A 22,656-nucleotide genomic window follows, 5' to 3' on the forward strand; every position below is an offset into this window, starting at 1 on the left:
TCAGGCGGCTTGGGCGGTCGCCGGTTGCGTGGCGCTTTCGAGCAGGCCGATCAAGCCGCGTTCGACGCGCGAGAGATATTGTGTGCGGCGCGGCAGGCGCAGGCCAGCGCGAAACGCCGTCTGCCCGTCCTTGGCGAGCGCCAGCAAAGCTGGGTGGACATAGGATTTGCGCGCGATCGCGGGCGTGTTGCCAAGGGTCTCGCTCACCGGCAGCAGCATCGTCTTCAGGCTGATATCGGCGCGCGCCTCGGCCAATGCCTCGAACGCCAGCACGCTCGCCGACCAGGTGCGGAAATGCTTTGCGGTGAAATCCTGCCCCATGGCGGCGCGGATATAGGCGTTGACGTCGGATGAGGTGACGGGATGGGTTTGCCCCGCTTCATCCACCCAGCGGAACAGATGTTGCCCCGGCAAATCCTGGCATTTGCGCACGAAGCGCGTGAGCGAACCGTCGGTGATCGTCAGCACGCGCAATTTGCCCGACTTCGCCTTGAACTGCAGTTTCAGCGCGCGGCCTTTCAGCGCGGCATGGCGTTTGCGCAGCGTGGTCGCGCCGAAGCTCTTATTGGCTTTCACATAGCCTTCATTGCCGATGCGGACCTTGCCGAGATCGAGCAACCGCACCACCGCCGCGACGGCGGTATCCTTGCCGATGCCGCGCTTGGCGAGGTCGGCGGCGACGCGCGCGCGGAGCTTCGGCAGGGCGCGACCGAAGGGGGCGCACAGATTATATTTCGCAGCCTCCTGCGTTTCGCGGAAGGCCGTGTGATAGCGATATTGCTTGCGACCCTTTTCATCCCAGCCGACCGCCTGGATGTGGCCGCCGGGGGTGGGGCAGAACCAGGCATCGCGATAAGCGGGGGGCAGCCCGATCGCATTCAGCCGGTCGATTTCGGCGCGATCGGTGATGCGTTTTCCGCTCGGGTCGAAATAACCCCAGCCATGGCGCAATTTCTTGCGCGAAATGCCGGGTTCGCTGTCGTCGCAATAGGTGATTTGGCAAAGCGTTTCGGCGGTCATCGCCTATTTCAATGCACGGATCGTCGCATCGTTCCGGAACGGGGAGGTGCGCTCGCGGGTTGAGCGGCGCGAACCCCCGATGCGGAGATTCCCCATGACCGACCTTTCCGATACGCACGTCCTGATTCTGGCGACCGATGGTTTCGAGCAGGACGAATTGTTCAAGCCGCGCCAGGCGCTGCTTGATGCCGGCGTCAAGGTGACGCTCGCTTCGATCAAGACCGATCCGATCCAGGGCATGCAGCATGATGTGAAGGGCGACACGATCGTGCCCGACATGCTGCTGGAGGACGTCGATACCGAGGATTACACCGCGTTGCTGCTGCCCGGCGGCGTCGCCAACCCCGATACGCTGCGGATGAATGATCGTGCGATCGAAATCATCGAGGAATTTGCCGATGACGAGAAACTGATCGCGGCGATCTGCCACGCGCCGTGGCTGCTGATCGAGGCCGATGTCGTGGACGGCGTGCGCATGACGAGCTGGCCGTCGGTACGCACCGATCTCGCCAATGCCGGTGCCGATGTGGTGGATGAGGCGGTGGTCCGCGACGGGCCGTTCATCACCAGCCGCAACCCTGATGACATCCCGGCCTTCAACGCGGCCATTCTTGAAGCGCTTCAGGAAGCGCTGGAAGAGGCCTGAACGCGTGCGCCCCTCCGCTGCCAGCGGGTGGGGAGGCGGTTCATCCAATCTTGTGCGGGGCGCTCCACCAGATGGTGGAGCGCCACCGAACTGCCGAGAACCAGCGTGAGATACAGCGCGATCAGCACCGGCGGGATGGCACGGGCATCTTCGACGAAGGCCAGCTTGAACACCCCGAACAGCAGGAAGTGGCCGAGATAGGTCGCGTAGCTGATCTCCCCCAGAGCGTGCAGCGCCGGGGTTTCGAGCGGGTTGCCGCGCCGGTCGGCGGTCAGCGCCAGCGCGAGCAGGAAAGCGGCGAACGCGCCGGGCACGGTCAGTGTTTCGGGCGCACCCAAAGCCGCCGCAGCGACTCCGGCCACGCCGAGCATCGTCGCCAGCGCGGCGGGCAGGGCGGGGGCGTCGCGCCACCGCAGCCACAGCGCGCAGATCGCAGAGCCGACAGCGAACTCGATCAGGCAGCGGCGCAATCCGAAGGTCCAGATATCGGTGCCGAGCGTCGGCGCGCCCGCCATCGCGCCGTGCAGCAGCATCAGCAGCGCCGCGATCGTGGCGAGCACCGCCCAGCTCGGCACGCGGTGCCAGTCGAGGCTGAATGCCAGCAGCGGAAACAACAGATACGCCGCCCATTCGGTGCTGATCGACCAGCTCGGGTCGTTCCACGCCAGATGATCGGTAAAGCCCCAATTTTGCAGCAGCAGGATATGCAGCGGCAGATCGGCAAAGGGTTGATGCACGGCATCGTGCTTGCCGAGGGCCAGCAACAGTAGCGCCAGCGCGACTGCGCAGCCGAGCATGAACAGGTGCAGCGGCCAGATCCGCGCGAGCCGTCGCCACAGGAAACCCGGCACCGCGCCGATCCCGCCGCGCCGCAAGCGCTCGCTCCAGCTCAGCCAGATGACGAAGCCCGAGAGCAGGAAGAAGAAATCGACCGCGAGATAGCCCTTGGCGAGCACCGCGACCACGCTGTGCGGCAGCCCCGCCACCGACAGGCGGATGTGATAGAGCACTACCAGCCACGCGGCGATGCCGCGCATGCCGGTCAGCGCGCGCAGTTCATGCCGCGCGGTCATGCCACCACCGCCTCCGGCCGAGGTTTGCGGATCGGCCGCCACGCCGCCGCGCGGCGTTTGCGCGCGAGATAGGTGTCGAGCCCGATCTGCGCGCCGATCAGCATGTAGACGAAGGGCTGGAACGCGATCGCGATGAACGCTGCCCCGAGCAGATAGACGATATGCGCCGATTGCAAGGCGCCAGCGAGCGGGGTGACCCAGGCGTACTCGGCCTGCTTGCGGTAGCGATGCCGCAGCACCTCCATGCGGATGATGCCGGTCAGATTGATCAGCACCCAGATGGCGAGCCCCGGAAAGCCCTGTTCGCCGAGCATTTCGAAATAGGCGCTGTGGAAGGCACGCGCCTGATCGACGGTCAGCTTACGGTCGACGGTGGCGTTGCTGGCGTCGCCTTCGACCTTTTCGGTGTCGTAGCGAATCTTGTTCTGGCGGTACATTTCGAAGCCGCCGCCGAGCGGATGCTCCTTGGCATACTCCCACGTCCAGCCCCACACGGCGAGCCGGGTCGAGGCGGATTCATCGCCCTTATAGGTTTTGATGGTGCTCATGCGGTTGGTGAAGGAGGAGGGCAGGAACGGCACCGCCAGCACGCCCATTGCGCCCAACAACCCGAGATAGAGCAATTTGCGCTTGGCATCGCGCAGCATCAGCAAGGCGACCAGACCGATGCACAAAAGGCCGGTGCGCGTCGAAGTGCCGACCGGGATCAACAGGCACGAAAACACCAGCGCGTAACAAAAGCCCTTCACCTTCCAGTCGGGCGGGAAGATCGTGCCGTGGCGGGTGAACCACAGGATCAGCGGGATGATCGCCACCGCGACGGTCGAGATGGTCGAGCCTTCGTACAGCCCCGAATTGTTGGAGACCATCAGGTTGAGCGTGCCGTAACCACCCCCGCCGCTGGCGATGGTCTTGGCCCCGCCGACGATGATGATCGAGGAGGCCGACGCCACCATCACCAGCAACAGCGCCTCGATCCGCAACTTAGTGCGCAGCGTGAAGGGCAGGAAGGCGGCGAAGGCGAGCGCCTTCCACACCCATCCCCATTTATCGAGCGCCTCGACCGGGAAATCGGCATTGAGCGTGGTGGCATAGCAATAGGCCAGCAGCAGCACGATCAGCACCTGGCGCGGCGCGATGCGCGTTTCGGCTTTGTCATCGGCGAGCATCCAGCCGCCGACCGACAACACCACCGCGATCAACGAGATCGGCACCGCGTTGAGCAGATAATAGGTCAGCCGCTGCGGGCTGACGATGTCGATATAGACATAGGCCAGCACGAAAATGAACGGACGGCGAAAGCCTGCCGCGAAGAACGCGCCGAGAAAGGCGACGAAGAACAGGTCACGCACGCGGGCGACCCTTCCTGGGCGGCGGCGCGTCTTCGCGGTCGAGATCGGGGCGGCGCAGCAATCGCCACACCGCCAGCGCGATCAAGCCGTGGCTGATCGCGAGCGCGAGATTGTCGATCATGAGGCGGCCTGACTTTCCACGGGAGCGGTGTAGGGCGTGCGGGTTGAGGCTCCGTTAAGCAGTGCCACGCTATGGACCGCGCATGCGCATCCTCCACATCCTGGACCACGGCCTGCCGTTGCAAAGCGGCTACACCTTTCGCACGCGGGCGATCCTGAAGAGCCAGATGCGGCACGGCTGGCACGTGGCCGCCGTCACCGGCCCACGCAACGGCGCGCGCGACGCGGCGGCGGAAACCGTCGATGGCATCGATTTTTTCCGCACCCCGCCCGTTCCCGAGACGATCAGCCCATTTGGCGAGATGCGCGAAATCCGCGCCTTTGCCCGCCGCATCGATGAGGTGGTCGCGGAATTTAAACCCGACATCCTCCACGCGCATTCGCCGGTGCTGGATGCGGTCGCCGCGCTGCGGGTGGCACGCACGCGCAATCTGCCTCTCGTGTATGAGATTCGCGCTTTTTGGGAGGATGCTGCGGTTGGCAATGGCACCGGGCGCGAAGGATCGCTGCGCTACCGCGCGACGCGTGCGCTCGAAACCTGGGCGGTGCGGCGCGCCGACGCGGTCGCGGTGATTTGCGAGGGGCTGCGCGGCGATCTGGTCGCGCGCGGCATCGATCCGGCCAAGCTGCTGGTGTCGCCCAATGGCGTCGACATGGCGGTGTTCGGTGATCCGTTGGCCTATGATTCGGCGTTGGCCGAGTCGCTCGGGTTGCGCGATGCCGAAGTGATCGGCTTCATCGGCAGCTTCTATGATTATGAGGGCCTTGATGATCTGATCGCGGCGATGCCGACGCTGGTTGCGGCGCGGCCCAAGGCGCATCTGGTGCTCGTCGGCGGCGGCCCGATGGAGGACGCCTTGCGCGCGCAGGCGGCAACCTCGCCGGCGGCAGCGCAGATCCATTTCATCGGGCGGGTGCCGCATACCGAGGTCGATCGCTATTACAGTCTGATCGACGTGCTGGCCTATCCGCGCAAACGGATGCGGCTGACCGATCTGGTCACGCCGCTCAAACCGCTGGAGGCGATGGCGCAGCGTCGGTTGGTCGCCGCGTCGGACGTTGGCGGGCACCGTGAGCTGATTCGCCACAACGATACCGGCACGCTGTTCCCGCCCGACGACCCGGTGGCGATGGCGAACGCACTGGCGGCGCTGCTCGCGGATCGCGACGGTTGGGAAGGGCGGCGCGCGCGCGGCCGCGCCTTTGTCGAGGCGGAGCGCAACTGGGCCGTTAATGTTGCGCGTTATGGCCCTGTTTACCAGAAACTTACCGGTGCGGTGGCATCGTCTGCGTCATGGCCGTGTTCTCCCGTTCCCAACCTCTGATTCTCCCCGTCGCGCCAGCGGTGGCTGGTGTTATCGGGGTGATGACCGCCGCGATGTTCGCGCTGGTGCCGACCGATCTGCTCGAATCGATGGTCGTGGATAGCGGGATCGCCTCGGTCCTGTCCGCAGCCGAGCCGCCGCTTGGGCTTACCGCGCGGTTGGTGTTGGTGCTGCTGTGCGGCGGCGGCATCGGCCTGATAGCATGGTTCGCCCTGTTCCTCGTTTTCGGCGCGCGCACTATGGTGATCCAGCGCTCGCGCGGGGACCGGAGCAGCGCGCCGGTGTTGCGCCGCGCCGATGCCCACCCAGATGCGCCGGCCCGCCGCCCGCTGTTCGCCAATACCGATCTCGGCACGCCGTTTCTCGATGTGCGCGCGCCCGCCGTCCCTATCACGGCACCGGCGGCGGTGGAGCCTCCGGTCGAACGACCATTGCCGGTTGATCTCGAAGAACCACTGGCCGCTTATGGTCGGGTCGCGGTGCCTGAAACCCCGCTTAGCGGGTCCTCGACCCCGACGCGGGAGGAGTCGGTTACCATCCTTCCCGCCGAACGCCTGCAGACCTTCGATCCCGGCGAGCGCTTCGAAACCTTTCCGCTGACGCCGATGGTGCGATCGACCCCGCAGCCCGTGGTGGAAACGCCGGTGCCGCCGGTCGCGCCCGCACGGGCCGATCCATCCGATACGATTCACGCCTTGCTCGACCGGCTGGAGCGGGTGGTGGGACAACGCCCGCCCGTCGCTGCGCCGCCGCCGCAGGAGACGTTGGAGGACACGTTGGCCGTGCTGCGCCGGATGGCGACGGGCGCGCGCTGAGCGGTTATCCCCGGCTTTAATCGCGCCTGCCCCTTGAGTGGCGGCGGCTGGGGTGGGACAAGGGGGCATGGCCACCGCATTCGTATCCCCGACCGAACCCGAAACCGTAACCCTGCCGCAAAATGTCGAGGCCGAAGCCGCGATGCTCGGCGCGATGATGATCGACAACCGCCTGGCGGACGATCTGATCGACCGGCTCCAGCCCGAGCATTTCTTCGAGCCGCTGCATGGCCGCATCTTTTCCGCGATTCGCACGCTGCGCGGCAATGACATGCTGGCGAGCCCGGTCACGCTGCGCCCGATGTTCGAACAGGATGTCGGGATGCGTGAGCTGGGCGGCCCGGCCTATCTCGCGCAATTGACCGGGTCGGGTGCCGGACTGCTCGGCGCGCGCGAATTCGCCAAGCAGATCTACGATCTGGCGATGCTGCGCACGCTGGTGACGGTCGGGCGTAGCCTCGTCGAACGGGCGATGGACACGTCGGAAGAGGTCAACCCGCGCGCGCAGATCGAGGCGGCCGAGGAAGAACTGTACAAGGTCGCAGCCGATGGCGGCAGCGACAATCAGATCAAGACCTTCGTCCAGGCCTCCACCATCACGATCAAGATGGCCGAAGTCGCGCTCAATTCGGGCGGGCATATTTCGGGCATCACCACCGGGCTTGAGAGCCTCAACGCCAAGATCGGTGGTATGCACCGCTCCGACTTGATGATCCTCGCCGGGCGTCCGGGCATGGGCAAGACCTCGCTGGCCACCAACATCGCCTATAACGCCGCACAGCGCTGGATGCGCGACATGGCCGACGGGATCGACCCCGAACGCTCGCTGGGGGCCAAGGTCGCCTTTTTCAGCTTGGAAATGTCCGCTGATCAGCTTGCCGGGCGTATTCTGGCGGAGCAATCGGGCATCAATTCCGAAGTGCTGCGCTCGGGCAAGATCAAGCGCGAGGAATTTCACAAGCTTGCGGCGGCGGCGGCAAGCCTGGAAACGCTGCCCTTGTTCATTGACGACAGCGCCGGGCTTTCGATCGGCGCGCTGCACACCCGCGCGCGGCGCTTGCAGCGCAAGCTCAACAACCAGCTTGGCTTTATCGTGGTCGATTACTTGCAGCTGCTCTCGGGCACCGCCAAGAGTTCGGGCGACGGGCGCGTGCAGGAGATTTCCGAAATCAGCCGTGGCCTGAAGAACATTGCCAAGGATTTGAACGTGCCGGTGATGGCGCTGTCACAGCTCAGCCGCGCGGTCGAGCAGCGCGAGGACAAGCGCCCGATGCTGTCGGATCTGCGCGAATCGGGCTCGATCGAGCAGGACGCCGACATGGTGATGTTCGTGTTCCGCGAGGATTATTATCTCAACATGACCCAGCCCGAAATTCCGACGGCTGGCAGCCCGGCCGACGTGCAGGACAAGCACGCCAAATGGTCGGAGCATCTGTCGCGCGTCGATGGGCTTGCCGAGCTGATCGTCGCCAAGCAGCGCCACGGCTCGACCGGCAAGGTGACGCTGCGATTCGAGCCCAACATCACCAAATTCTCCGATTATGGCGGCTACGCCCCGGATTATTGAACGGACCGCGAGGTCGATTTCCGATATAGTATCGACTTCCCCGGCGAAGGCAGGGGCCCAGTTGCCGGCGTTGCGGTGGCGGGCGCTGTGCGCGTTACATCCACCATCACGACTGGGCCCCGGCCTTCGCCGGGTGGCGTGATTGATCCAAGTCTGCAGCCCGACCGCAGCACGCTACGTGCGATCAGGCCGCCATCCTAAAATCCGCAGCGGTCCCAGCCTCCAGCGCCAATTCCAGCGTTGCGCATGGTGCTTCGGCTCCGCGTGCGACGCTGTGAAGCAGCTTCTCGCCGGTCCGGCGGAAACCCAGCTTGGCAAGCACGTTGCCCGATGCGGGATTGTCGAGGAAGTGGCTCGCGCGCAGACGCTTGAGCCCCATTGCATAGCGCGCAATGCCGAGCATCGCGTGACCAGCCTCGGTCGCATAGCCGCGACCGCGTGCGTTTGGGGTCAACCAATAGCCAATCTCATGGTCGCCGTCGCGGAAGATTACCGAGATTCCGCCGACCAGTTCGGGATAGGCACCGTCGTGGGCAAGGATAACGCAGTTTACCTCATCCGCGTCGGGCTGGCGCGAAAGCCATGCTTCGGCATCGGCCTGCGTATAGGGCCAAGGCAGCCGCGAGAGCATGCAGGCGACATCGTAATGCGCGATCGCCTGCGTGAGCGCGGGGGCGTCTTCCGGCCAGCCGGGCCGTAGCGTCAGTCTCGGAGTCCGAGCGAACATTTTGTACTCTCCTCGTCGCCGTCGCTTGCCCGTCTCTCGTGACGATCAAGCGACAATGGGTGGGGAGGGAGCATGAAAAAAGGGAGACCGGGGCGACCCGTCTCCCTTTTTCGGTAGTCTGAACTACCCGGATCGCCCTGGTGGGCAACCCGGATGGTCACCCGATGTTATTCAGCCGCAAGCGCCAGCATTTCTACCGAGCAGAATTGGCGACCGAGCTTGCCTTTATGGAAGGTCACGCGACCTTCGGTGAGTGCGAACAGGGTGTGATCCTTGCCGATGCCGACATTGGTGCCCGGGTAAAACTTGGTGCCGCGCTGACGCACGAGAATGTTGCCCGGAATGACGGCTTCGCCACCGAACTTCTTCACGCCAAGGCGACGACCGGCCGAATCACGACCGTTGCGCGAGGAACCGCCTGCTTTCTTATGTGCCATCTCGAATTACTCCTTACGCCTGAGCGGCCGGTGCGGCGGATTCGCCACCGATCGCGGTGATGCGCAGAATCGTGTGCTGCTGACGATGGCCGTTCTTGCGGCGATAGTTGTGGCGACGACGCTTCTTGAAGACGATGACCTTGTCGGCCTTCGCCTGCGCGATGATCTCTGCCGAGACCGTGAGGCCTTCGACCGACTTCAGCTCCGAGCCTTCGCCCGCCAGCAGGATATCGCCGAGCGTAATCGACGCCCCGGCCTCGCCCTCGAGCTTCTCGACGACGATCTTGTCTCCGGCGGCAACACGATACTGTTTGCCGCCCGTGCGCACGATTGCGAACATGGGCCTCATCACTTTCAAAAATACCTGTGCCCCACGCACGGCGAGCCGAGCGCGGGAAAGAAGCGCCGACTATGCGACGGAGCGCGCGCTGTCAACCGTCCAGGTGCGCCGTGCAGGCGGGAAATGCCCTGCAAAAATGTTGCTCAAACGCAATAGTCGGGCCGAAACCGACCTAATTCGTTCGGCGCTACCCGCGTTGCATGAACTTTATGTTGCATTGCGAAAAAGACTATGGCGTCATCCGATTCGGAACAGACGAGGCGAGCTCGATTCCGGCAATAAAATGTCGCGAATAAGTGCTTAGCAGCGCGGTGTTTCCAGGAATGTAGATGTCGGGCGTAAGTGTGCGCGCTCGGCCAAGAAGGTCGTGTCAAAATATCTGCAGGGTTATTTCAATGCCGTGCTGTGCGGCAGGAGGAGCTGTGTCCGTTATTATCCGACGGCGCAAAAGAGGTGTGTATTCGAGATAAAACAACAAGATGGGGGCGGATGGACTGAAGGTCACCTGTTTTTTTGGGGGATCTCACAGCCATGAACACACATTCGATTTCGCTCTTCGCGCTGGCCGTCGCCAGCGTGGCCGGGCCGCCTGCCTTTGCAGACACCGCGCCCGATGCCAGCGTCACGGCGGTCGCCGCGCTGGGGGCCCCGGCACCCGCCGACCCGGCACCGGAGGCCGTTGCGCCCGAACAAACCGATATCATCGTGACGGGTACGCGGCGTATCGGCACCACCGCAGCCGAGAGTGCGACGCCGATCAAGGTTTTGGGCTCGGACGAATTGTCGCGAGTCGGGCAACCGAACCTCAATCAGGTGCTGACGCAATTGGTGCCGTCCTTTACGGCGCAGGCGTTTGGCGGCGACACCGCCAATTTGACACTGTCGGCGCGGTTGCGCGGGCTCAGCCCCAACCACACGCTGGTGCTGATCAACGGCAAACGCCGCCATGGCACCGCCAACCTTGCGGTGCTTGGTGGCCCTTACCAAGGCGCAGCTACGGCCGATCTCGATCTGATTTCACCAAGCGCGATCGCGCGGATCGAAGTGCTTGAAGACGGTGCCGCTGCGCAATACGGATCGGACGCGATTGCGGGCGTCATCAACATTATCCTCAAAGACGATGCCGAGGGCGGATCGGGCTACGCCACGGCGGGCAAGAATTACGATGTCGGCGGCACAACCTATGCGGGCACCGCCCATCTGGCGACCAGGATCGGCGAGGACGGCTTCATCAACGTCACGCTGTTCCACCGCTTCCACGATTTTACGCAAGTCGGTGGCCTGGATCGTCGTGTCACCGATGCGAACGGGGCGTTGCTGACCACGACCACCAGCCCTGCGCTCTCGGCCGCACAGCAAGCCCTTTATAAAAACATTCCGGGCTTCCCGTACGTCAATCGGATCAACGGCGATGCCAAGTCGTGGCTGACCAATGTCCAATATAACGCGGCCTACGATTTCGGCGACGTTACCGCCTACAGCTTCGGCACCTTCAGCAAGCGGATCGCCAGCGCGTATGAGAATTTGCGCGTGCCCGATCGCGTCATCGCCTCGCCCGTGCTTGGCGTGGCGGGCAGCCTGACCACGGCGGGCGAACTGATCCCGTTCCCGCTCGGTTTCAACCCGCGTGAAGGCATACGCGAGGACGATTACGCCTTTACCGGCGGCGTGAAGGGTGCGGTCGGCGCGGTGAAGTTCGACCTCAGCACGACGTACGGCAAGGACAAGAACCTCATCTACACGCTCGACTCGGCGAACCGCTCGCTGTTCATCGACACCCATTTCACGCCGCGCGATTTCTATGACGGATCGTTCACGTCGTCCGAATTCACCGCCAATGCCGATTTCTCGACCGAATTCGATCTGGGCATGGCGGTGCCGCTGAACGTCGCGTTCGGCGGCGAGTACCGCAAGAACCAATATTCGATCGGTTCGGGCGATCCGGGCTCGATCTACAAGGAGGGCGGGCAGTCCTATCCGGGCTTCCGTCCGTCCGACGCGGGCACGCATAGCCGCGAGAACGAATCGCTGTATCTGGATGTCGCCGCATCCCCGGTCGCGGCGCTGAAGCTCGATGGCGCGGTGCGCTATGAGCATTATTCGGATTTCGGCAGCCAGGTGATCTTCAAGGGAACGGGGCGGTACGATTTCTCGCACGCCTTTGCCCTGCGCGGCACCGTTTCGACCGGCTTCCGCGCGCCGACCCTGGCCGAATCCTATTATTCGGCCACCAACGTCTCGCCGACCTCTGCGTTCGTGCAGCTGCCGGCCAATTCGGCAGCGGCCAAGCTGATCGGCTTCCAGAATCTGAAGCCCGAGAAATCGACCAACTTCAGCGCGGGCGGCGTATTTCGTGCGGGCAAGCTGACGGTCACGCTCGATGCCTATCAAGTGAAGATTCGCGACCGTATTCTTGGCACCGGATCGATCTTCGGCAGCGGCGGGGCGACCAACTTTGCGATCGTGACGCAAGCGATCGTCGCCAATGGCAACGTGCTCGATCCGACGGTGACGCAGACCGGCATCAACATCTTCACCAACGGGGCGAGCACGCGCACCCGCGGGATCGAACTGACGGCAAACGTGCCCTCGGACTTCGGAAGCTGGGGCACGGTCAGCTGGAGCCTGTCGGGCAATTATAACGAGACCAAGATCACCAAGCTCGGTGTGGCTCCGGCGTCGCTTGGCGGTATCCCGCTGTTCGATGCCAGCGCGCGCGCCAACCTCGAAACGGCCTCGCCCAAGTTCAAGGCGATCGCCTCGGCGTTCTGGTCGCTTGGTGCGGTCTCGGCAACGGCGCGTGGTACGCTGTATGGCGAGACATCGACCTATGCCAGCCCCGATGGCGGCACCTATTATCTGCAGAAGGTGCCGACCGCGTTCATCGCCGATCTGGAGGCGACCTATAAGCTGCCGGGGGGCATCGACCTGACCGCGGGGGCGAACAACCTGTTCAACAAGCGTCCGCCGACGGTGGCGCTGGTGCCGGGCACGACCAATACGACCCTGGTCACGGGCGGTAACGTCATCGATGCACCGCTCAGCGCCCCCTACGGCATCAACGGCGGTTATTATTACGCGAAGGTCTCGTTCAAGTTCTGAGCGAACATTCCATTCGAACAAACGGAAAGGGGGCCTGTGCGGCCCCCTTTCTATGTCATCACGCGGTGGCCGCGATCAGTGGCGATGTTCGCGCCGCAGCGGGTATTTGCCGTCCTCATAATCGCCGAACAGCCCCGAAATGGCCGGGTGGTCGACCGGCTCGTCGCTGTCATCGGGCACCAGATTCTGCTGGCTGACATAAGCGACGTAGCTCGACTCCATGTTCTCGGCGAGCAGATGATAGAAAGGCTGGTCCTTGCGCGGGCGCAGCTTCTCCGGGATCGCGTCATACCATTCGTCGCTATTGGCGAAGATCGGATCGATATCGAACACCACGCCACGAAAATCGAACATGCGGTGGCGCACAACGTCGCCGATGGCGAAGCGGGCGTGCGCAATGGGAGGGAGAGTGATCGCGCTGTCGAACGGCAGGGCCGAGATGGTGGTACGGGGCATGACTGTAATTTAGGCGCTCTTGCGCAAGGCACAAGCGATTGCTGTGCTTTTGCTGGTGCGCAAACGCTTGCCTCCGCCCGATCACTGCGTTAGAGGCCCCCGCTCACCGACCGGTGCCGCTTTTTGGATTTCCCATCAGACGGCATCTTATGACCTCGCGGAGAGGTGGCAGAGTGGTCGAATGTACCGCACTCGAAATGCGGCGTGGGTGCAAGCTCACCGTGGGTTCGAATCCCACCCTCTCCGCCATTTCCTTCCTGACTGACTCCCGCTAAAGGGCCCGCATGGCATCGTATAAGGAACCCTCGTTCAAGGATCGCGCAGCGCTCTCGGCTGACGCGAAACAGCGCGCGCTTGAGAAGCTGAAGGCCAAGCCGCCCGTCGATCCGGCTGTCGTCGCCGCGCGCGCCGCCGCGCGCGAAGCGAAGGAAGCCGCCGAGGCGAAGAAGCGCGAAGAGAAGAAGGCTGCGATCGAACAGGCGCGGCTCGAAAAGATCGCCAAGGCCGAAGCTGCCGAACGCGCGATCGAAGAGGCCAAACAGGCCGCAATCCAGGCCGAAATCGACAAGAAAGCGGCGCGAGACGCCCGCTACGCGGCCCGCAAGAGCCGCAAGTAAGGCGCTTTCGGCGCGTTTTCTTTGGGGGGCGCGCAACGGACCGATCCGCCCAATTACGGGCCGACCTACCCCCAGCCCCTCCCTTGCAGGGAGGGGAGGAACCGCGACGCCTTCCGCCTCCCCTCCCTGGAAGGGAGGGGCTGGGGGTGGGTTGCTCTACAATGGGCAACCGCGTGTCTCGCGGACTCCCCCCTCACTCCCGGTCTACCAATGGCGCTATTGCGGCAGCCCGCGCGCCAGTTCCTCCAGCCACACCCGCGCCGTGCCGTCCGAGGGCGCACGCCAGTCGCCGCGGGGGCTCAGCGCGCCGCCGCTCGAAACCTTCGGCCCATTGGGGATCGCCGAGCGCTTGAACTGGCTCGTCGCGAAGAAGCGCACCAGAAACTTCTCCAGCCAGAGCGCAATCGTCGGCAAATCATAAGCGACTCGCGCCGATAGCGGCACGTCGCGCGGCCAGCGGCCCGCGCTTGCATCGCGCCACGCATGCAGCGCGAGGAAGGCGATCTTGGACGGCGCCATGCCGTGACGCACGACATAATGCAGGAAGAAATCGTTCAGCGCGTACGGGCCGATTCGCGCCTCGGTGCTCTGGATCGCGCCATCGGCACCCGCCGGCACCAGTTCGGGCGAGATTTCGGTCGCGAGAATTGCCTCGAGGATCTTGTCGGTCTCTGGATCATATTGGCGGTCGCGGATGCACCAGCGAATCAGGAACTGGATCAGCGTCTTGGGCACACCGGCATTGACCGCATAATGGCTCATCTGGTCGCCGACACCATACGTGCACCAGCCGAGCGCCAGCTCTGACAGGTCGCCGGTGCCGACCACCAGCCCGCCGCGCTGATTGGCGAGGCGGAACAGATAATCGGTGCGCAGCCCCGCCTGCACATTCTCGAACGTCACGTCATAAATGGGCTGCCCGTCGGCAAAGGGGTGCCCCATATCGGCGAGCATCTGGCGCGCAGCGGGACGGATGTCGATCTCGTCGCCATCGACGCCAAGTGCGCGCATCAGCGCCCAGGCGTTGCCCTTGGTATGCTCGCTGGTGGCAAAGCCCGGCATGGTGAAGGCGAGGATGCGGTCGCGCGGCAGGCCCAGCCGGTCCATCGCCTTGGCCGCGACGATCAGCGCATGCGTCGAATCTAGCCCGCCCGACACGCCGATGACGAGGCGTTCGGCATGCGCCGCCTGAAAGCGCTTGAGCAGCCCCTCGACCTGGATGTTGAACGCCTCATAGCAATCGGCGTCGAGCTTTTCCGGCGTGTTGGGCACGAACGGAAAGCGGCGTGTGTCGCGCAGCAGGCCGATGTCGCCAAAATCGGGCTTGTGCTCGAAACTGACCCGGCGGAAGCGCTTTTCGGGGTCGTCGGCCAGCCGCGCGGCATCGTTGAAGGTGCCGACGCGCATCCGCTCCTGCTCGATTCGCTCGGCATCGACATCGGCAAGCAACAGGCCCGGCGCGCGGCCGAAGCGGCTCGATTCGGCGAGCGCTTCGCCCAGTTCATGCACCATCGCCTGGCCGTCCCACGCGAGATCGGTGGTGCTTTCCCCCGGCCCGGCGGCGGAAAAGACATAAGCGCACACCGCGCGCGCCGATTGCGCGGCGCACAGCAATGCGCGCTCACGCGCCTTGCCGACGACGATGTTGGAGGCGGACAGGTTGCAGCAGATCAACGCGCCAGCCAGCGCGCCCATCGTCGAAGGCGGGGTGGGGGCCCAAAAATCCTCGCAAATCTCGGCATGGAAGACGAAATGCTCGAGGTCGCTCGCCGCGAACAGCAGATCGGTGCCGAACGGCGCGGTCTGCCCTGCGACGGTGATGTGGCACGGCGCGGTGATCCCGGCACCCGAGGCAAACCAGCGCTTTTCATAATATTCGCGGTAATTGGGCAGGAACACCTTGGGCACCACGCCCAGAATGCGCCCGCGTGCGATCACCACCGCGCAATTGTACAGCCGCCCGTTGCGCGGCAGCGCTGCGCCGACCACCAGCACCGGGCGCAGCTTGGCGGTCGCCGCCACCACCGCCGCCAGCGCCGCCTCGGTCGCGTGATGCTGCGCGGTCTGCAAATGCAGATCGTCGATTGCGTAGGAAGTGAGGCTGAGCTCTGGGAAGACCAGCAAGTCCGCGCCCTGTTTGTGGCCGTCCTTGGCCAGTGCGATCGTCGCCTCGGCATTGGCGATCGTGTCGCCAACGCTCGCGGTCGGAGTACACGCCCCGACGCGGATCAGCCCGTGGGTGTGGATCGAGTGGAACGGGTGCACCTTCGCCATGCCTGCGACGTAGCGACGTTTGCGCGGCATTGCCACCATGCTAGGGCATGGCCCTGCAACGGAGGCGGGGATGCGGATCGGCCAGCTCAAAATCAAGGCGCAGATCTATTGCGGCGATGAGTTGGCGATGGGGCCGGGCAAGGCCGACCTTCTCGAAGCGATCGACCGTGAGGGATCGATCTCGGGGGGTGGCCGCGCGATGGGGATGAGCTATCGCCGTTCCTGGCTGCTGGTCGACAGCATGAATCGCTGCTGGACCGAGAAATTGGTCGAGACGGTGGCGGGCGGTGGACAGTCGCGCGGGGCCACCCTCACCAAAATGGGCCGCGCGGTGTTAACCGCCTATCGCACGCTCGAGGCGAATCTCGCAGCCAGCGCCGATACTGCGCCGATGGCCGACCTCGACGCGATGCTGCGCGCCGAGCCGCTGCCGCCGGTCAGGGAAGCGCCGTAACCAGCACCGGCGTCGCGGCTTCCTTGCTGCCCGAGATTTGCAGCACGTAGCGACCCGGACGAAGCTTGAAGTCGACGATCTTGCGGATGCCGCTGCACGCCGGCCCATGCTCGTGCGCGACCGAGGTGAGCGAGGTCCGCGCCCGCACCAAGTCGATCCACGCGCCCGTGCCGAGCGCGACGCGGTAGGTTCCTGCGCGCCGCACCGTAACACCGAGCAACCCGCCCATGCTGCCGGGTGCGGGTGGCTTGCCCGGCGCGAGCCGGTAACGAACGGTGTCGGTCGGGGCGAGCATCACCTCCACGCGCTTGCCGATCGTTACTTTGGTATGCGCCAGCGTGGGCGCGTCGGTGGCGGCGGCGAGGCTGAGGCCGGTCTGCCACGCGACGAGGCTGGCGGGCAGCGGCGCGGCCGGGGTCGGGCAGGGAACCGGCGCATCGGGCGCTGCGGCGATCAACAGGGGGAGGGCCAGCAGCAGGGTCATCGGTTGCATGATCGGATCACCTTCACTGGACTATATCCTACGCTATACGGCGGCGCACTGGCTTGGGCAATTGACGCCGCGCAAAGATCAACTGACGACGCGGCGATATTCTCCGATTTGCCAGACCAGCAAGGCGGGCACGGCAATGACGACGTCGCGCGCGCGCTTGAGCAGCGACAGCGCCAGCGCGGTCGCGGGTGGCAGGCCGACCAGCGGGCCGATCAGCACATAGGCCGCCTCCTGCACCCCGATGGCGCCGGGAATGGCGAAGGCGACGCTGCGCAGCGTGAAGATCAGCGCCTCGATCATCAGCACTGCCCATAACGGCACGTGGCTGCCCATGAACCACAAGGCGATCCAGGCACCGGCGGCACTCGCCAGCCAGGCGGCGAGGTTGAACAGGAACGCCGCGATGACGCGGCGCGGCTCGCGGTAAATCGCGTCGAGCTGCTCGCGCACCGCCGCCATCGCCGCGACCGAGCCCGGCAGCAAACGCGCGCCGAGCGTCCCGGCGAGCTTCAGCATCGGTCGCTGTGCGAACACGAAGAGCAGCATCAGCGTGACCATCGCGCCGACACCCCCCAGCGCCAGCGGAACGAGGCCCTGCTGGACGGCAGCATGCGTCAGCACCAGCAGCAACACCCCCACCCCGAACAGCGTGAAGATCAGTTGCGCGGCCATCTCGGTCGTCAAATCGGCGATCATCGAGGCGTAGATCACCGGCTGCGGCACGCCGAATGCGGCCAGCGTTCGTGCGCCCACGACCAGGCCACCGAGTTGCGAAAAGGGCAGAATATCGGTCGCGGCTTCGCGGGTGGTGCGTGCCCACACGAACAGCCACAAGCGGTCAGCGGATTCACTTGGCGCGACGGCGACCCATGCCATGCCGAGCAAGGCGAGCACGCCGCCCGACCATAGCACGAAGCTTGCCATGCCGATCCAGCCGATCGACGCCATCGCCTCGGCGACTTGCACAAGCCCGACCGTGCCGACTGCGCCTGCAGCGACGATAAGCCCGACGACGGTTGCAACGAGCAGCCCGATCCGGGCGGAGCGGTTCATGATTTCGCCACTGCGATCGGCGTTCGGCTAAGGAACCGCAGCGGATTTGGGCATGCGATGGCGCGAAGGCGCAAAGAGCGCGCGCTCATCGCAAGGCGATCGCCTTCGCTCACGTTGGATCTGGGGCGCTGCGCGCTTGCGGGTCCGACCATCTTCGCGCCTTCGCGCCTTCGCGTGAATCGATCAAGCCCCGATCCATCGCGAAGGCGCACGATCAGCGCGCGGCCAGCGCCTTCTTGCCCATCAGGCGCAATACCAGACGGATCGCGCCCGGAACGAATTTCGGACGGATTAGCCGCTGGTCATAGACGGACAGCCGCCGGTCGTTTTCGGACAGGCAAATCGCGGCGAGTTCGGGAAATTCGATTTCCACGCCCAGTTCCTTGGAGCCGTTGAGCGTAAAGTTGTTTTCCTGCGCCTTGGTGTTGTTCTCGCCCATGCCCTTGGCCATGTCGATCCGTTCCCAGATGAGGAACAGCCACACCGTCCACACCTTCAGCTCGAAATAGGGGCGTCGCCACCACGGCATATTGCGCCGCCACCACGCCACCCAATTGACGAAGAACAGGATGTGCCGTCCTTCCTCGCGCATCACGGGTTCGAACGTGTCGACCAGTTCGGGCGGGAAGAAACCCGAATCCTTGGCGATCTTGAACAGGCCAAAGCCGAAGAAACTGTCGATGCACTCGGAAAAACCGGTGCGCATGAACGCGAATTCTGGGTCGCGCGGGCGTTTATACTCTTCCTCGGGCTGGAGCTCGATGCCGTAAAAGGTGACCATGTCGGCCAGCACGATCTTGTGGCGGCTTTCCTCGAAAGCGTTCATGTCGATCGCGTCGCGCAGCAGCGGATCGCTGATCTGCTCGCCATAGGTTTTGACGTTCATGCCCGCGCGGCCTTCGGTCGCGACGGCGATGTCCCAGATCGGCAGCGACACGATCCGGTTGCGGGTCTCGTCGTCCAGCACCGGCCAGTCGATCAACGCAGGGCGATAGGGATCGTGCGTGTCGAGCATCGTGCGGCAGAACAGGATTTTGTGGGCGGTGCTGCCAAGCGGGACGGGCGTACCGGGCGCGGGGGATGCGGGGGCAAGCGATTTGGAGATGAAATTCATGGGGCCTTTCTCCCGCTAGAGATCGGCGAAGCGCGCCAATCTGATATCGTTACGCGTAACGATCGAACGGGCTTGCGGATCCAGCAACGCGGCCAATTCCGCTTCATATTGATAGCTTGGCGCGGCCAAGGGGTAGGTTCCGGTGGCCGGATGCAGATAGATCTCGTTCACGCCCTCTGGCAGGTTCTCCAATATGCCGCGCAACCGCGCCGCGTGCATCGCGCCCGACCAGGCGAGGCCAAAGGTGCGGTCGGGCACCTTCATCCCGGCAGCACGGCCCGAGCGCTGGATATGGCGCGCGAATGGCTTGGCGATGTCGAGCCCAGTCACTGGCTCGAAGGCTGCCAGCGATGCGCGCTCCTCGATCGGCGCGCGCAGCGCCTTCATCCCGTGGCGCAGCCCGACCTTCAGCAGCGTCGCCCCGATCACCGGGTGCAGATGCATGTGCTTGTGCGAATTGACATGGTCGAGCGGCAGTCCGGTGTCCTCGAACAGCGCGAACTGCGCCTCGATCTCGGCCTCCAACTGGCGGCGCACCGATGCCCTGGCCAGCAGCGCCAACGCGACCGGGAGCGATTCGATGCGGAACTGCCCGCGCTCGTCGACCAGATCCGGGATTTGCGACGGTGGAAGCGCGGGCGGGGTTTCGGCCAGCGCGACGTGCAGCCCGACGCCAAGCGTCGGCGTCGCGTGCGCGCGCTCCACCGCATCGGCGGCGGCATCGCCGGTCACCATCAGGCTGGTGACGGTCAGCACGCCCTCGCGGTGCGCTTGTTCGACCGCGCGATTGACCTCGACCGACACGCCGAAATCATCGGCGGTGATGATCGCGGTCTTCACCGCCGGGGAAACCCGTAAAATTCGGGGTCGGCCAACACCGCGTCCGCAACATTGCCGGGGCTGGCGACGGCGACTCGGCGCAGCAGCGCGATCATCGCGTCGCGGTCGCCGGCCCGCACGGCCGCATCCCAGGCTTCTTCGCGACCGGTCGCGGCGATCCGCTCATTCACGGTCATTCCGGCAAGCGTGGTCATGGCCGTGCCTTATGCAGCTTCCTTGCGGCGACGCAGGAAGTCGAAGAACTCGACGCCTTCGCGCAGGCGGCGCTTCATCATGTCCCAGTCGGTCAGCATCTCGCGGACGATTTCCCAGATCTTCGACGGGCGGAAATAGAAGCGCTTGTAGAACTCCTCCACCTTCTCGAAAATCACCGCCGAGGAGAGATGTGGATAGCTGAGTTGCGCGATCTGGTTGCCGCCATCGGTCAGCAGATCGTGCGAGCTGTCGAACCAGCCATTTTCGGTCGCCTGCTTGTACAGGAAGGTGCCCGGATACGGTGCCGCCAACGACACCTGGATCGTGTGCGGGTTGATTTCCTTGGCGTAGTTGATCGTCTCCTCGATCGTCTCCAGCGTCTCGCCGGGCAGGCCGAGGATGAAGGTGCCGTGGATGGTCAGGCCGAGCGCGTGCGCATCCTTGGTGAACTGCCGCGCGACATCGGTGCGCAGCCCCTTCTTGATGTTGTGCAAAATCTGCTGATTGCCACTTTCATAGCCGACGAGCAGCACGCGACAGCCGCCTTCCTTCATCGCCTTTAGCACCGGCTGCGGCACGTTCGCCTTGGCGTTGCAGCCCCAGGTGACGCGGAAACCCGGCGTGCCGAAGCCGAGCTTGCGCAGCTCACCCGACAGCTCGACGACGAAATCGTGCGCATCGGCGAGCGTATCGTCGTCGAAGAAGATCTCGTTCACCTCGGGCATTTCCGCGAGGATATATTTCACTTCCTCGATCACTTTGGGAACGCTGCGGTGGCGATAGCGGTGCCCGCTGATCGTTTGCGGCCAAAGGCAGAAGGTGCAGCGGCTCTTGCAGCCGCGCCCGGTGTAGAAGCTGACGTACGGGTGGCGCTGATAGCCGCCATAATATTTCGACGTGTCGAGATCGCGCTTGTAGATGGGCGAGACCATGGGGAGAACGTCCATGTCCTCGATCTGCGCGCGGTCCTTGTTGCGCACGATCGTGCCGTCGGGCGCGCGCCACGTGATGCCGTCGATTTCGGCAAAGGGGCGGCCCTCGGCCAGTTCGACGCAAGTGAAATCATATTCCTCGCGGCAGACGAGGTCGATCGCCTCGCACGCCTCCAGGCTGGCCTTGTCCTCGATCATCACCTTGGCACCGACAAAGGCGACGATGATCTTCGGGTTGCGCTCCTTGATCAGCCGCGCGGTGCGGATGTCCTGGTTGAAGCTCGGCGTCGAGGTGTGGAGAATGACCAGATCGCGGTCGTCGAACTCGTGCGCGATATCGTCCCACGACTGATCATGCGCGGGCGCGTCGATCAGCTTCGATCCCTCGATCATCGCCGCCGGCTGGGCGATCCACGTCGGATACCAGAAGGATTTGACCTCGCGCTTCATCTGGTAGCGCGCCCCGGCACCGCCGTCATACCCATCGAAAGAGGGTGCCTGGAGGAAAAGGGTCCGCATCATGCTCGTTGCTCCGTGGAGGCCGAAACAATGCGGCCGTCCGTCTTCATTTTAAGTGTTGCACCGCGCCAATCAACCGACCGCACGAAGAAGCTCGCGATATACACCGCAAAGGCAAGGACATCGTGCAGCAGCGCCATCCACAGCGGTGCGATCTGCCCCCCTACTGCCGCATCGACGTTGCGCACAACCACCAACCGCGCAATTACTGCTGCAAGTGCGAGCGAAAGCCCGAACTGTGGCGCATAAAGCGCAGCCAGCAAGGCAGTGGGGAAGGGCAAGCCGATCACGATGCCGACATAGGGACCGAAAGCGACGTCGCGCACCGTTGCTCCCCAGCGCAGTTCATGTCGCCACAGTTGCGTCAGGCTGGTTTCGTCGCAGGCGTGCGTGACCAGAATCGGCGGCACCGCCACACGCAGGCCCAGCGCCCGCACGCCCTCGCCGATGGCATAATCGTCGGCCAGCACGTCGGCGAAGCGTTCGAAGCCGCCGATCCGGTCGAGCGTCTCGCGCGTGAGCGCGATGGTCGATCCCATGCACGGCGCGGCCAGACGATTCGACACCCCGAAGGCGACCCCCAGCATGAATTGATACGTCACGCCGGCGGCGACCATGCGCGACCAGAAACCGGCATCGCCGCGCCCCGAATAAATGCAGGTCACCGCGCCCACCGCAGGATCGTCGAGCGTGGCGAGCAGTTGCGCGATATAGTCGGGCGCGACCGCGATGTCGCTGTCGCTCAGAATCACGATGGGATGGCGCGCGGCGCGGTCCATGTTGATGAGGTTGGACAGCTTGCCGCTGGCACCGTGCATCGTCGCGTCAATGACCAGATCGATATCGGCGTGCGGATAGGCGGCTTTCAGCGCCTCGACCACAGCGATCGCCGGATCGTCTGCGCGCTGCACACCGCACACCAATTGCAGCGGTCCGGCATGGTCCTGGGTCAGGAAGGTGGCGAGATTGTCCAGCAGGCGGGGTTCGGCCCCGTAGAGCGGCTTGAGCAGGGTGACGGCTTCGGTGCGGGCAGGGGCCGATCTGGCGGCGGCGAAAAAGCGCCGGAATACGAACGCTGCGGCCAGCGAATAGACGATGCCGAACATCGCCAGCACGATCGCCAGCCAGCCTAGCGCCGTACCGATATTCTGCAGAATGTGGGTCACGATGCCTCCCTCGTAACGC

The 22,656-nt window shown here is 64.4% G+C and carries 23 protein-coding genes and 1 tRNA gene; 8 read left to right on the forward strand and 16 right to left on the reverse strand.

What is annotated here, in order from left to right; genetic code table 11:
* Window positions 1–1,020, reverse strand: coding sequence for a DNA topoisomerase IB (locus ACP7BY_RS05230; RefSeq protein ID WP_137902662.1), 1,020 nt, complete (start codon window positions 1,018–1,020; stop codon window positions 1–3).
* Between the two features lie 94 nt (window positions 1,021–1,114).
* On the opposite strand from ACP7BY_RS05230, the gene ACP7BY_RS05235 reads away from it, so the two are divergent.
* On the forward strand, window positions 1,115–1,666 hold the full coding sequence (locus ACP7BY_RS05235; protein ID WP_033965996.1) for a type 1 glutamine amidotransferase domain-containing protein: 552 nt from the start codon (window positions 1,115–1,117) through the stop codon (window positions 1,664–1,666).
* Here ACP7BY_RS05235 and ACP7BY_RS05240 read toward each other — a convergent pair.
* Genes ACP7BY_RS05240 through ACP7BY_RS05250 form a run of 3 tightly spaced genes read right to left on the reverse strand, consistent with a single transcriptional unit; the run spans window position 1,642 to window position 4,212 of the window.
* Entirely contained in the window at window positions 1,642–2,739 is a 1,098-nt protein-coding gene (locus tag ACP7BY_RS05240) for an acyltransferase family protein (protein WP_137902661.1), read from the reverse strand. The two genes, ACP7BY_RS05235 and ACP7BY_RS05240, sit on opposite strands and share 25 nt — an antisense overlap.
* The gene (locus ACP7BY_RS05245) at window positions 2,736–4,091 is read right to left on the reverse strand and encodes a putative O-glycosylation ligase, exosortase A system-associated (protein ID WP_033965997.1); all 1,356 of its coding nucleotides are present in this window, start codon (window positions 4,089–4,091) and stop codon (window positions 2,736–2,738) included. The genes ACP7BY_RS05240 and ACP7BY_RS05245 overlap by 4 nt, the downstream gene beginning before the upstream one ends.
* Complete coding sequence (locus tag ACP7BY_RS05250) at window positions 4,084–4,212, reverse strand: hypothetical protein (protein WP_260591602.1); 129 nt, start codon at window positions 4,210–4,212, stop codon at window positions 4,084–4,086. The genes ACP7BY_RS05245 and ACP7BY_RS05250 overlap by 8 nt, the downstream gene beginning before the upstream one ends.
* 82 nt (window positions 4,213–4,294) lie before the next feature.
* On the opposite strand from ACP7BY_RS05250, the gene ACP7BY_RS05255 reads away from it, so the two are divergent.
* The 3 genes from ACP7BY_RS05255 (at window position 4,295) to ACP7BY_RS05265 (ending at window position 7,918) form a co-directional block, all read left to right on the forward strand.
* A complete protein-coding gene (locus tag ACP7BY_RS05255) occupies window positions 4,295–5,536 on the forward strand; it encodes a TIGR04063 family PEP-CTERM/XrtA system glycosyltransferase (protein ID WP_033965999.1) in 1,242 nt (413 codons plus the stop codon).
* Between the two features lie 20 nt (window positions 5,537–5,556).
* Window positions 5,557–6,351 (forward strand): hypothetical protein, encoded by a 795-nt coding sequence (locus tag ACP7BY_RS05260; protein WP_231565231.1) that lies wholly within the window; start codon window positions 5,557–5,559, stop codon window positions 6,349–6,351.
* A 67-nt stretch (window positions 6,352–6,418) separates the two neighbouring features.
* Complete coding sequence (locus ACP7BY_RS05265) at window positions 6,419–7,918, forward strand: replicative DNA helicase (protein WP_033966000.1); 1,500 nt, start codon at window positions 6,419–6,421, stop codon at window positions 7,916–7,918.
* Window positions 7,919–8,102: 184 nt separating this feature from the next.
* Here the strand turns inward: ACP7BY_RS05265 and ACP7BY_RS05270 are convergent, their stop codons facing one another.
* The 3 genes from ACP7BY_RS05270 to rplU form a co-directional block, all read right to left on the reverse strand.
* Complete coding sequence (locus tag ACP7BY_RS05270) at window positions 8,103–8,645, reverse strand: GNAT family N-acetyltransferase (protein ID WP_137902659.1); 543 nt, start codon at window positions 8,643–8,645, stop codon at window positions 8,103–8,105.
* A gap of 167 nt (window positions 8,646–8,812) precedes the next feature.
* The gene (gene rpmA, locus ACP7BY_RS05275; protein WP_010407762.1) at window positions 8,813–9,082 is read right to left on the reverse strand and encodes a 50S ribosomal protein L27; all 270 of its coding nucleotides are present in this window, start codon (window positions 9,080–9,082) and stop codon (window positions 8,813–8,815) included.
* A gap of 13 nt (window positions 9,083–9,095) precedes the next feature.
* Entirely contained in the window at window positions 9,096–9,422 is a 327-nt protein-coding gene (rplU, locus tag ACP7BY_RS05280; RefSeq protein WP_033966002.1) for a 50S ribosomal protein L21, read from the reverse strand.
* A 531-nt stretch (window positions 9,423–9,953) separates the two neighbouring features.
* Here rplU and ACP7BY_RS05285 point away from each other — a divergent pair.
* A complete protein-coding gene (locus ACP7BY_RS05285) occupies window positions 9,954–12,524 on the forward strand; it encodes a TonB-dependent receptor plug domain-containing protein (RefSeq protein WP_137902658.1) in 2,571 nt (856 codons plus the stop codon).
* A gap of 75 nt (window positions 12,525–12,599) precedes the next feature.
* Here the strand turns inward: ACP7BY_RS05285 and hspQ are convergent, their stop codons facing one another.
* Entirely contained in the window at window positions 12,600–12,980 is a 381-nt protein-coding gene (gene hspQ, locus ACP7BY_RS05290) for a heat shock protein HspQ (RefSeq protein WP_033966003.1), read from the reverse strand.
* Window positions 12,981–13,139: 159 nt separating this feature from the next.
* Here hspQ and ACP7BY_RS05295 point away from each other — a divergent pair.
* Both ACP7BY_RS05295 and ACP7BY_RS05300 read left to right on the forward strand, forming a co-directional pair.
* Window positions 13,140–13,229: transfer RNA gene (locus tag ACP7BY_RS05295), tRNA-Ser, on the forward strand.
* 35 nt (window positions 13,230–13,264) lie between these two features.
* Window positions 13,265–13,597, forward strand: a complete 333-nt coding sequence (locus tag ACP7BY_RS05300) for a DUF6481 family protein (protein WP_010407771.1) — start codon at window positions 13,265–13,267, stop codon at window positions 13,595–13,597.
* Window positions 13,598–13,813: 216 nt separating this feature from the next.
* Here the strand turns inward: ACP7BY_RS05300 and ACP7BY_RS05305 are convergent, their stop codons facing one another.
* Window positions 13,814–15,871, reverse strand: coding sequence for an NAD(+) synthase (locus ACP7BY_RS05305; RefSeq protein WP_137902671.1), 2,058 nt, complete (start codon window positions 15,869–15,871; stop codon window positions 13,814–13,816).
* A 70-nt stretch (window positions 15,872–15,941) separates the two neighbouring features.
* Here ACP7BY_RS05305 and ACP7BY_RS05310 point away from each other — a divergent pair, with 70 nt between their 5' ends.
* Window positions 15,942–16,325, forward strand: coding sequence for a winged helix-turn-helix domain-containing protein (locus ACP7BY_RS05310; protein ID WP_033966004.1), 384 nt, complete (start codon window positions 15,942–15,944; stop codon window positions 16,323–16,325).
* On the opposite strand, the gene ACP7BY_RS05315 is transcribed toward ACP7BY_RS05310, so the two are convergent.
* The 7 genes from ACP7BY_RS05315 to hpnI form a co-directional block, all read right to left on the reverse strand.
* Window positions 16,309–16,818 carry a hypothetical protein gene (locus ACP7BY_RS05315; protein WP_137902657.1) on the reverse strand — a complete coding sequence of 170 codons (510 nt, stop codon included), beginning with the start codon at window positions 16,816–16,818 and terminating at the stop codon, window positions 16,309–16,311. The genes ACP7BY_RS05310 and ACP7BY_RS05315 overlap by 17 nt on opposite strands.
* 78 nt (window positions 16,819–16,896) lie before the next feature.
* Complete coding sequence (locus tag ACP7BY_RS05320; protein WP_033966005.1) at window positions 16,897–17,871, reverse strand: lysylphosphatidylglycerol synthase domain-containing protein; 975 nt, start codon at window positions 17,869–17,871, stop codon at window positions 16,897–16,899.
* A gap of 214 nt (window positions 17,872–18,085) precedes the next feature.
* Complete coding sequence (locus ACP7BY_RS05325) at window positions 18,086–18,985, reverse strand: ferritin-like domain-containing protein (RefSeq protein ID WP_033966009.1); 900 nt, start codon at window positions 18,983–18,985, stop codon at window positions 18,086–18,088.
* 15 nt (window positions 18,986–19,000) lie between these two features.
* On the reverse strand, window positions 19,001–19,825 hold the full coding sequence (hpnK, locus tag ACP7BY_RS05330; RefSeq protein ID WP_137902656.1) for a hopanoid biosynthesis-associated protein HpnK: 825 nt from the start codon (window positions 19,823–19,825) through the stop codon (window positions 19,001–19,003).
* Window positions 19,822–20,019 carry a hypothetical protein gene (locus ACP7BY_RS05335; protein WP_033966010.1) on the reverse strand — a complete coding sequence of 66 codons (198 nt, stop codon included), beginning with the start codon at window positions 20,017–20,019 and terminating at the stop codon, window positions 19,822–19,824. Before ACP7BY_RS05335 ends, hpnK begins: the two co-directional genes overlap by 4 nt.
* A 9-nt stretch (window positions 20,020–20,028) precedes the next feature.
* Window positions 20,029–21,474, reverse strand: a complete 1,446-nt coding sequence (gene hpnJ / locus ACP7BY_RS05340; protein ID WP_137902655.1) for a hopanoid biosynthesis associated radical SAM protein HpnJ — start codon at window positions 21,472–21,474, stop codon at window positions 20,029–20,031.
* Window positions 21,471–22,637 (reverse strand): bacteriohopanetetrol glucosamine biosynthesis glycosyltransferase HpnI, encoded by a 1,167-nt coding sequence (hpnI, locus tag ACP7BY_RS05345; protein WP_033966014.1) that lies wholly within the window; start codon window positions 22,635–22,637, stop codon window positions 21,471–21,473. Before hpnI ends, hpnJ begins: the two co-directional genes overlap by 4 nt.
* Window positions 22,638–22,656 lie beyond the last annotated feature (19 nt).

The organism is Sphingomonas sp. PSPC2-2 (genome assembly GCF_049897725.1).
GTDB lineage: Bacteria > Pseudomonadota > Alphaproteobacteria > Sphingomonadales > Sphingomonadaceae > Sphingomonas.

Bases quoted from the DNA above. Each gene is read 5' to 3' on its own strand.
- ACP7BY_RS05240 (WP_137902661.1), bottom strand. From the start codon at position 2,739: ATGACCGCGCGGCATGAACTGCGCGCGCTGACCGGCATGCGCGGCATC.
- rplU (WP_033966002.1), bottom strand. From the start codon at position 9,422: ATGTTCGCAATCGTGCGCACGGGCGGCAAACAGTATCGTGTTGCCGCC.
- ACP7BY_RS05235 (WP_033965996.1), top strand. From the start codon at position 1,115: ATGACCGACCTTTCCGATACGCACGTCCTGATTCTGGCGACCGATGGT.
- ACP7BY_RS05230 (WP_137902662.1), bottom strand. From the start codon at position 1,020: ATGACCGCCGAAACGCTTTGCCAAATCACCTATTGCGACGACAGCGAA.
- ACP7BY_RS05305 (WP_137902671.1), bottom strand. From the start codon at position 15,871: ATGGCGAAGGTGCACCCGTTCCACTCGATCCACACCCACGGGCTGATC.
- hpnJ (WP_137902655.1), bottom strand. From the start codon at position 21,474: ATGATGCGGACCCTTTTCCTCCAGGCACCCTCTTTCGATGGGTATGAC.
- ACP7BY_RS05320 (WP_033966005.1), bottom strand. From the start codon at position 17,871: ATGAACCGCTCCGCCCGGATCGGGCTGCTCGTTGCAACCGTCGTCGGG.
- ACP7BY_RS05250 (WP_260591602.1), bottom strand. From the start codon at position 4,212: ATGATCGACAATCTCGCGCTCGCGATCAGCCACGGCTTGATCGCGCTG.
- hspQ (WP_033966003.1), bottom strand. From the start codon at position 12,980: ATGCCCCGTACCACCATCTCGGCCCTGCCGTTCGACAGCGCGATCACT.
- ACP7BY_RS05335 (WP_033966010.1), bottom strand. From the start codon at position 20,019: ATGACCACGCTTGCCGGAATGACCGTGAATGAGCGGATCGCCGCGACC.
- ACP7BY_RS05315 (WP_137902657.1), bottom strand. From the start codon at position 16,818: ATGCAACCGATGACCCTGCTGCTGGCCCTCCCCCTGTTGATCGCCGCA.
- ACP7BY_RS05285 (WP_137902658.1), top strand. From the start codon at position 9,954: ATGAACACACATTCGATTTCGCTCTTCGCGCTGGCCGTCGCCAGCGTG.
- ACP7BY_RS05300 (WP_010407771.1), top strand. From the start codon at position 13,265: ATGGCATCGTATAAGGAACCCTCGTTCAAGGATCGCGCAGCGCTCTCG.
- rpmA (WP_010407762.1), bottom strand. From the start codon at position 9,082: ATGGCACATAAGAAAGCAGGCGGTTCCTCGCGCAACGGTCGTGATTCG.
- ACP7BY_RS05265 (WP_033966000.1), top strand. From the start codon at position 6,419: ATGGCCACCGCATTCGTATCCCCGACCGAACCCGAAACCGTAACCCTG.
- ACP7BY_RS05270 (WP_137902659.1), bottom strand. From the start codon at position 8,645: ATGTTCGCTCGGACTCCGAGACTGACGCTACGGCCCGGCTGGCCGGAA.
- ACP7BY_RS05325 (WP_033966009.1), bottom strand. From the start codon at position 18,985: ATGAATTTCATCTCCAAATCGCTTGCCCCCGCATCCCCCGCGCCCGGT.
- ACP7BY_RS05310 (WP_033966004.1), top strand. From the start codon at position 15,942: ATGCGGATCGGCCAGCTCAAAATCAAGGCGCAGATCTATTGCGGCGAT.
- ACP7BY_RS05255 (WP_033965999.1), top strand. From the start codon at position 4,295: ATGCGCATCCTCCACATCCTGGACCACGGCCTGCCGTTGCAAAGCGGC.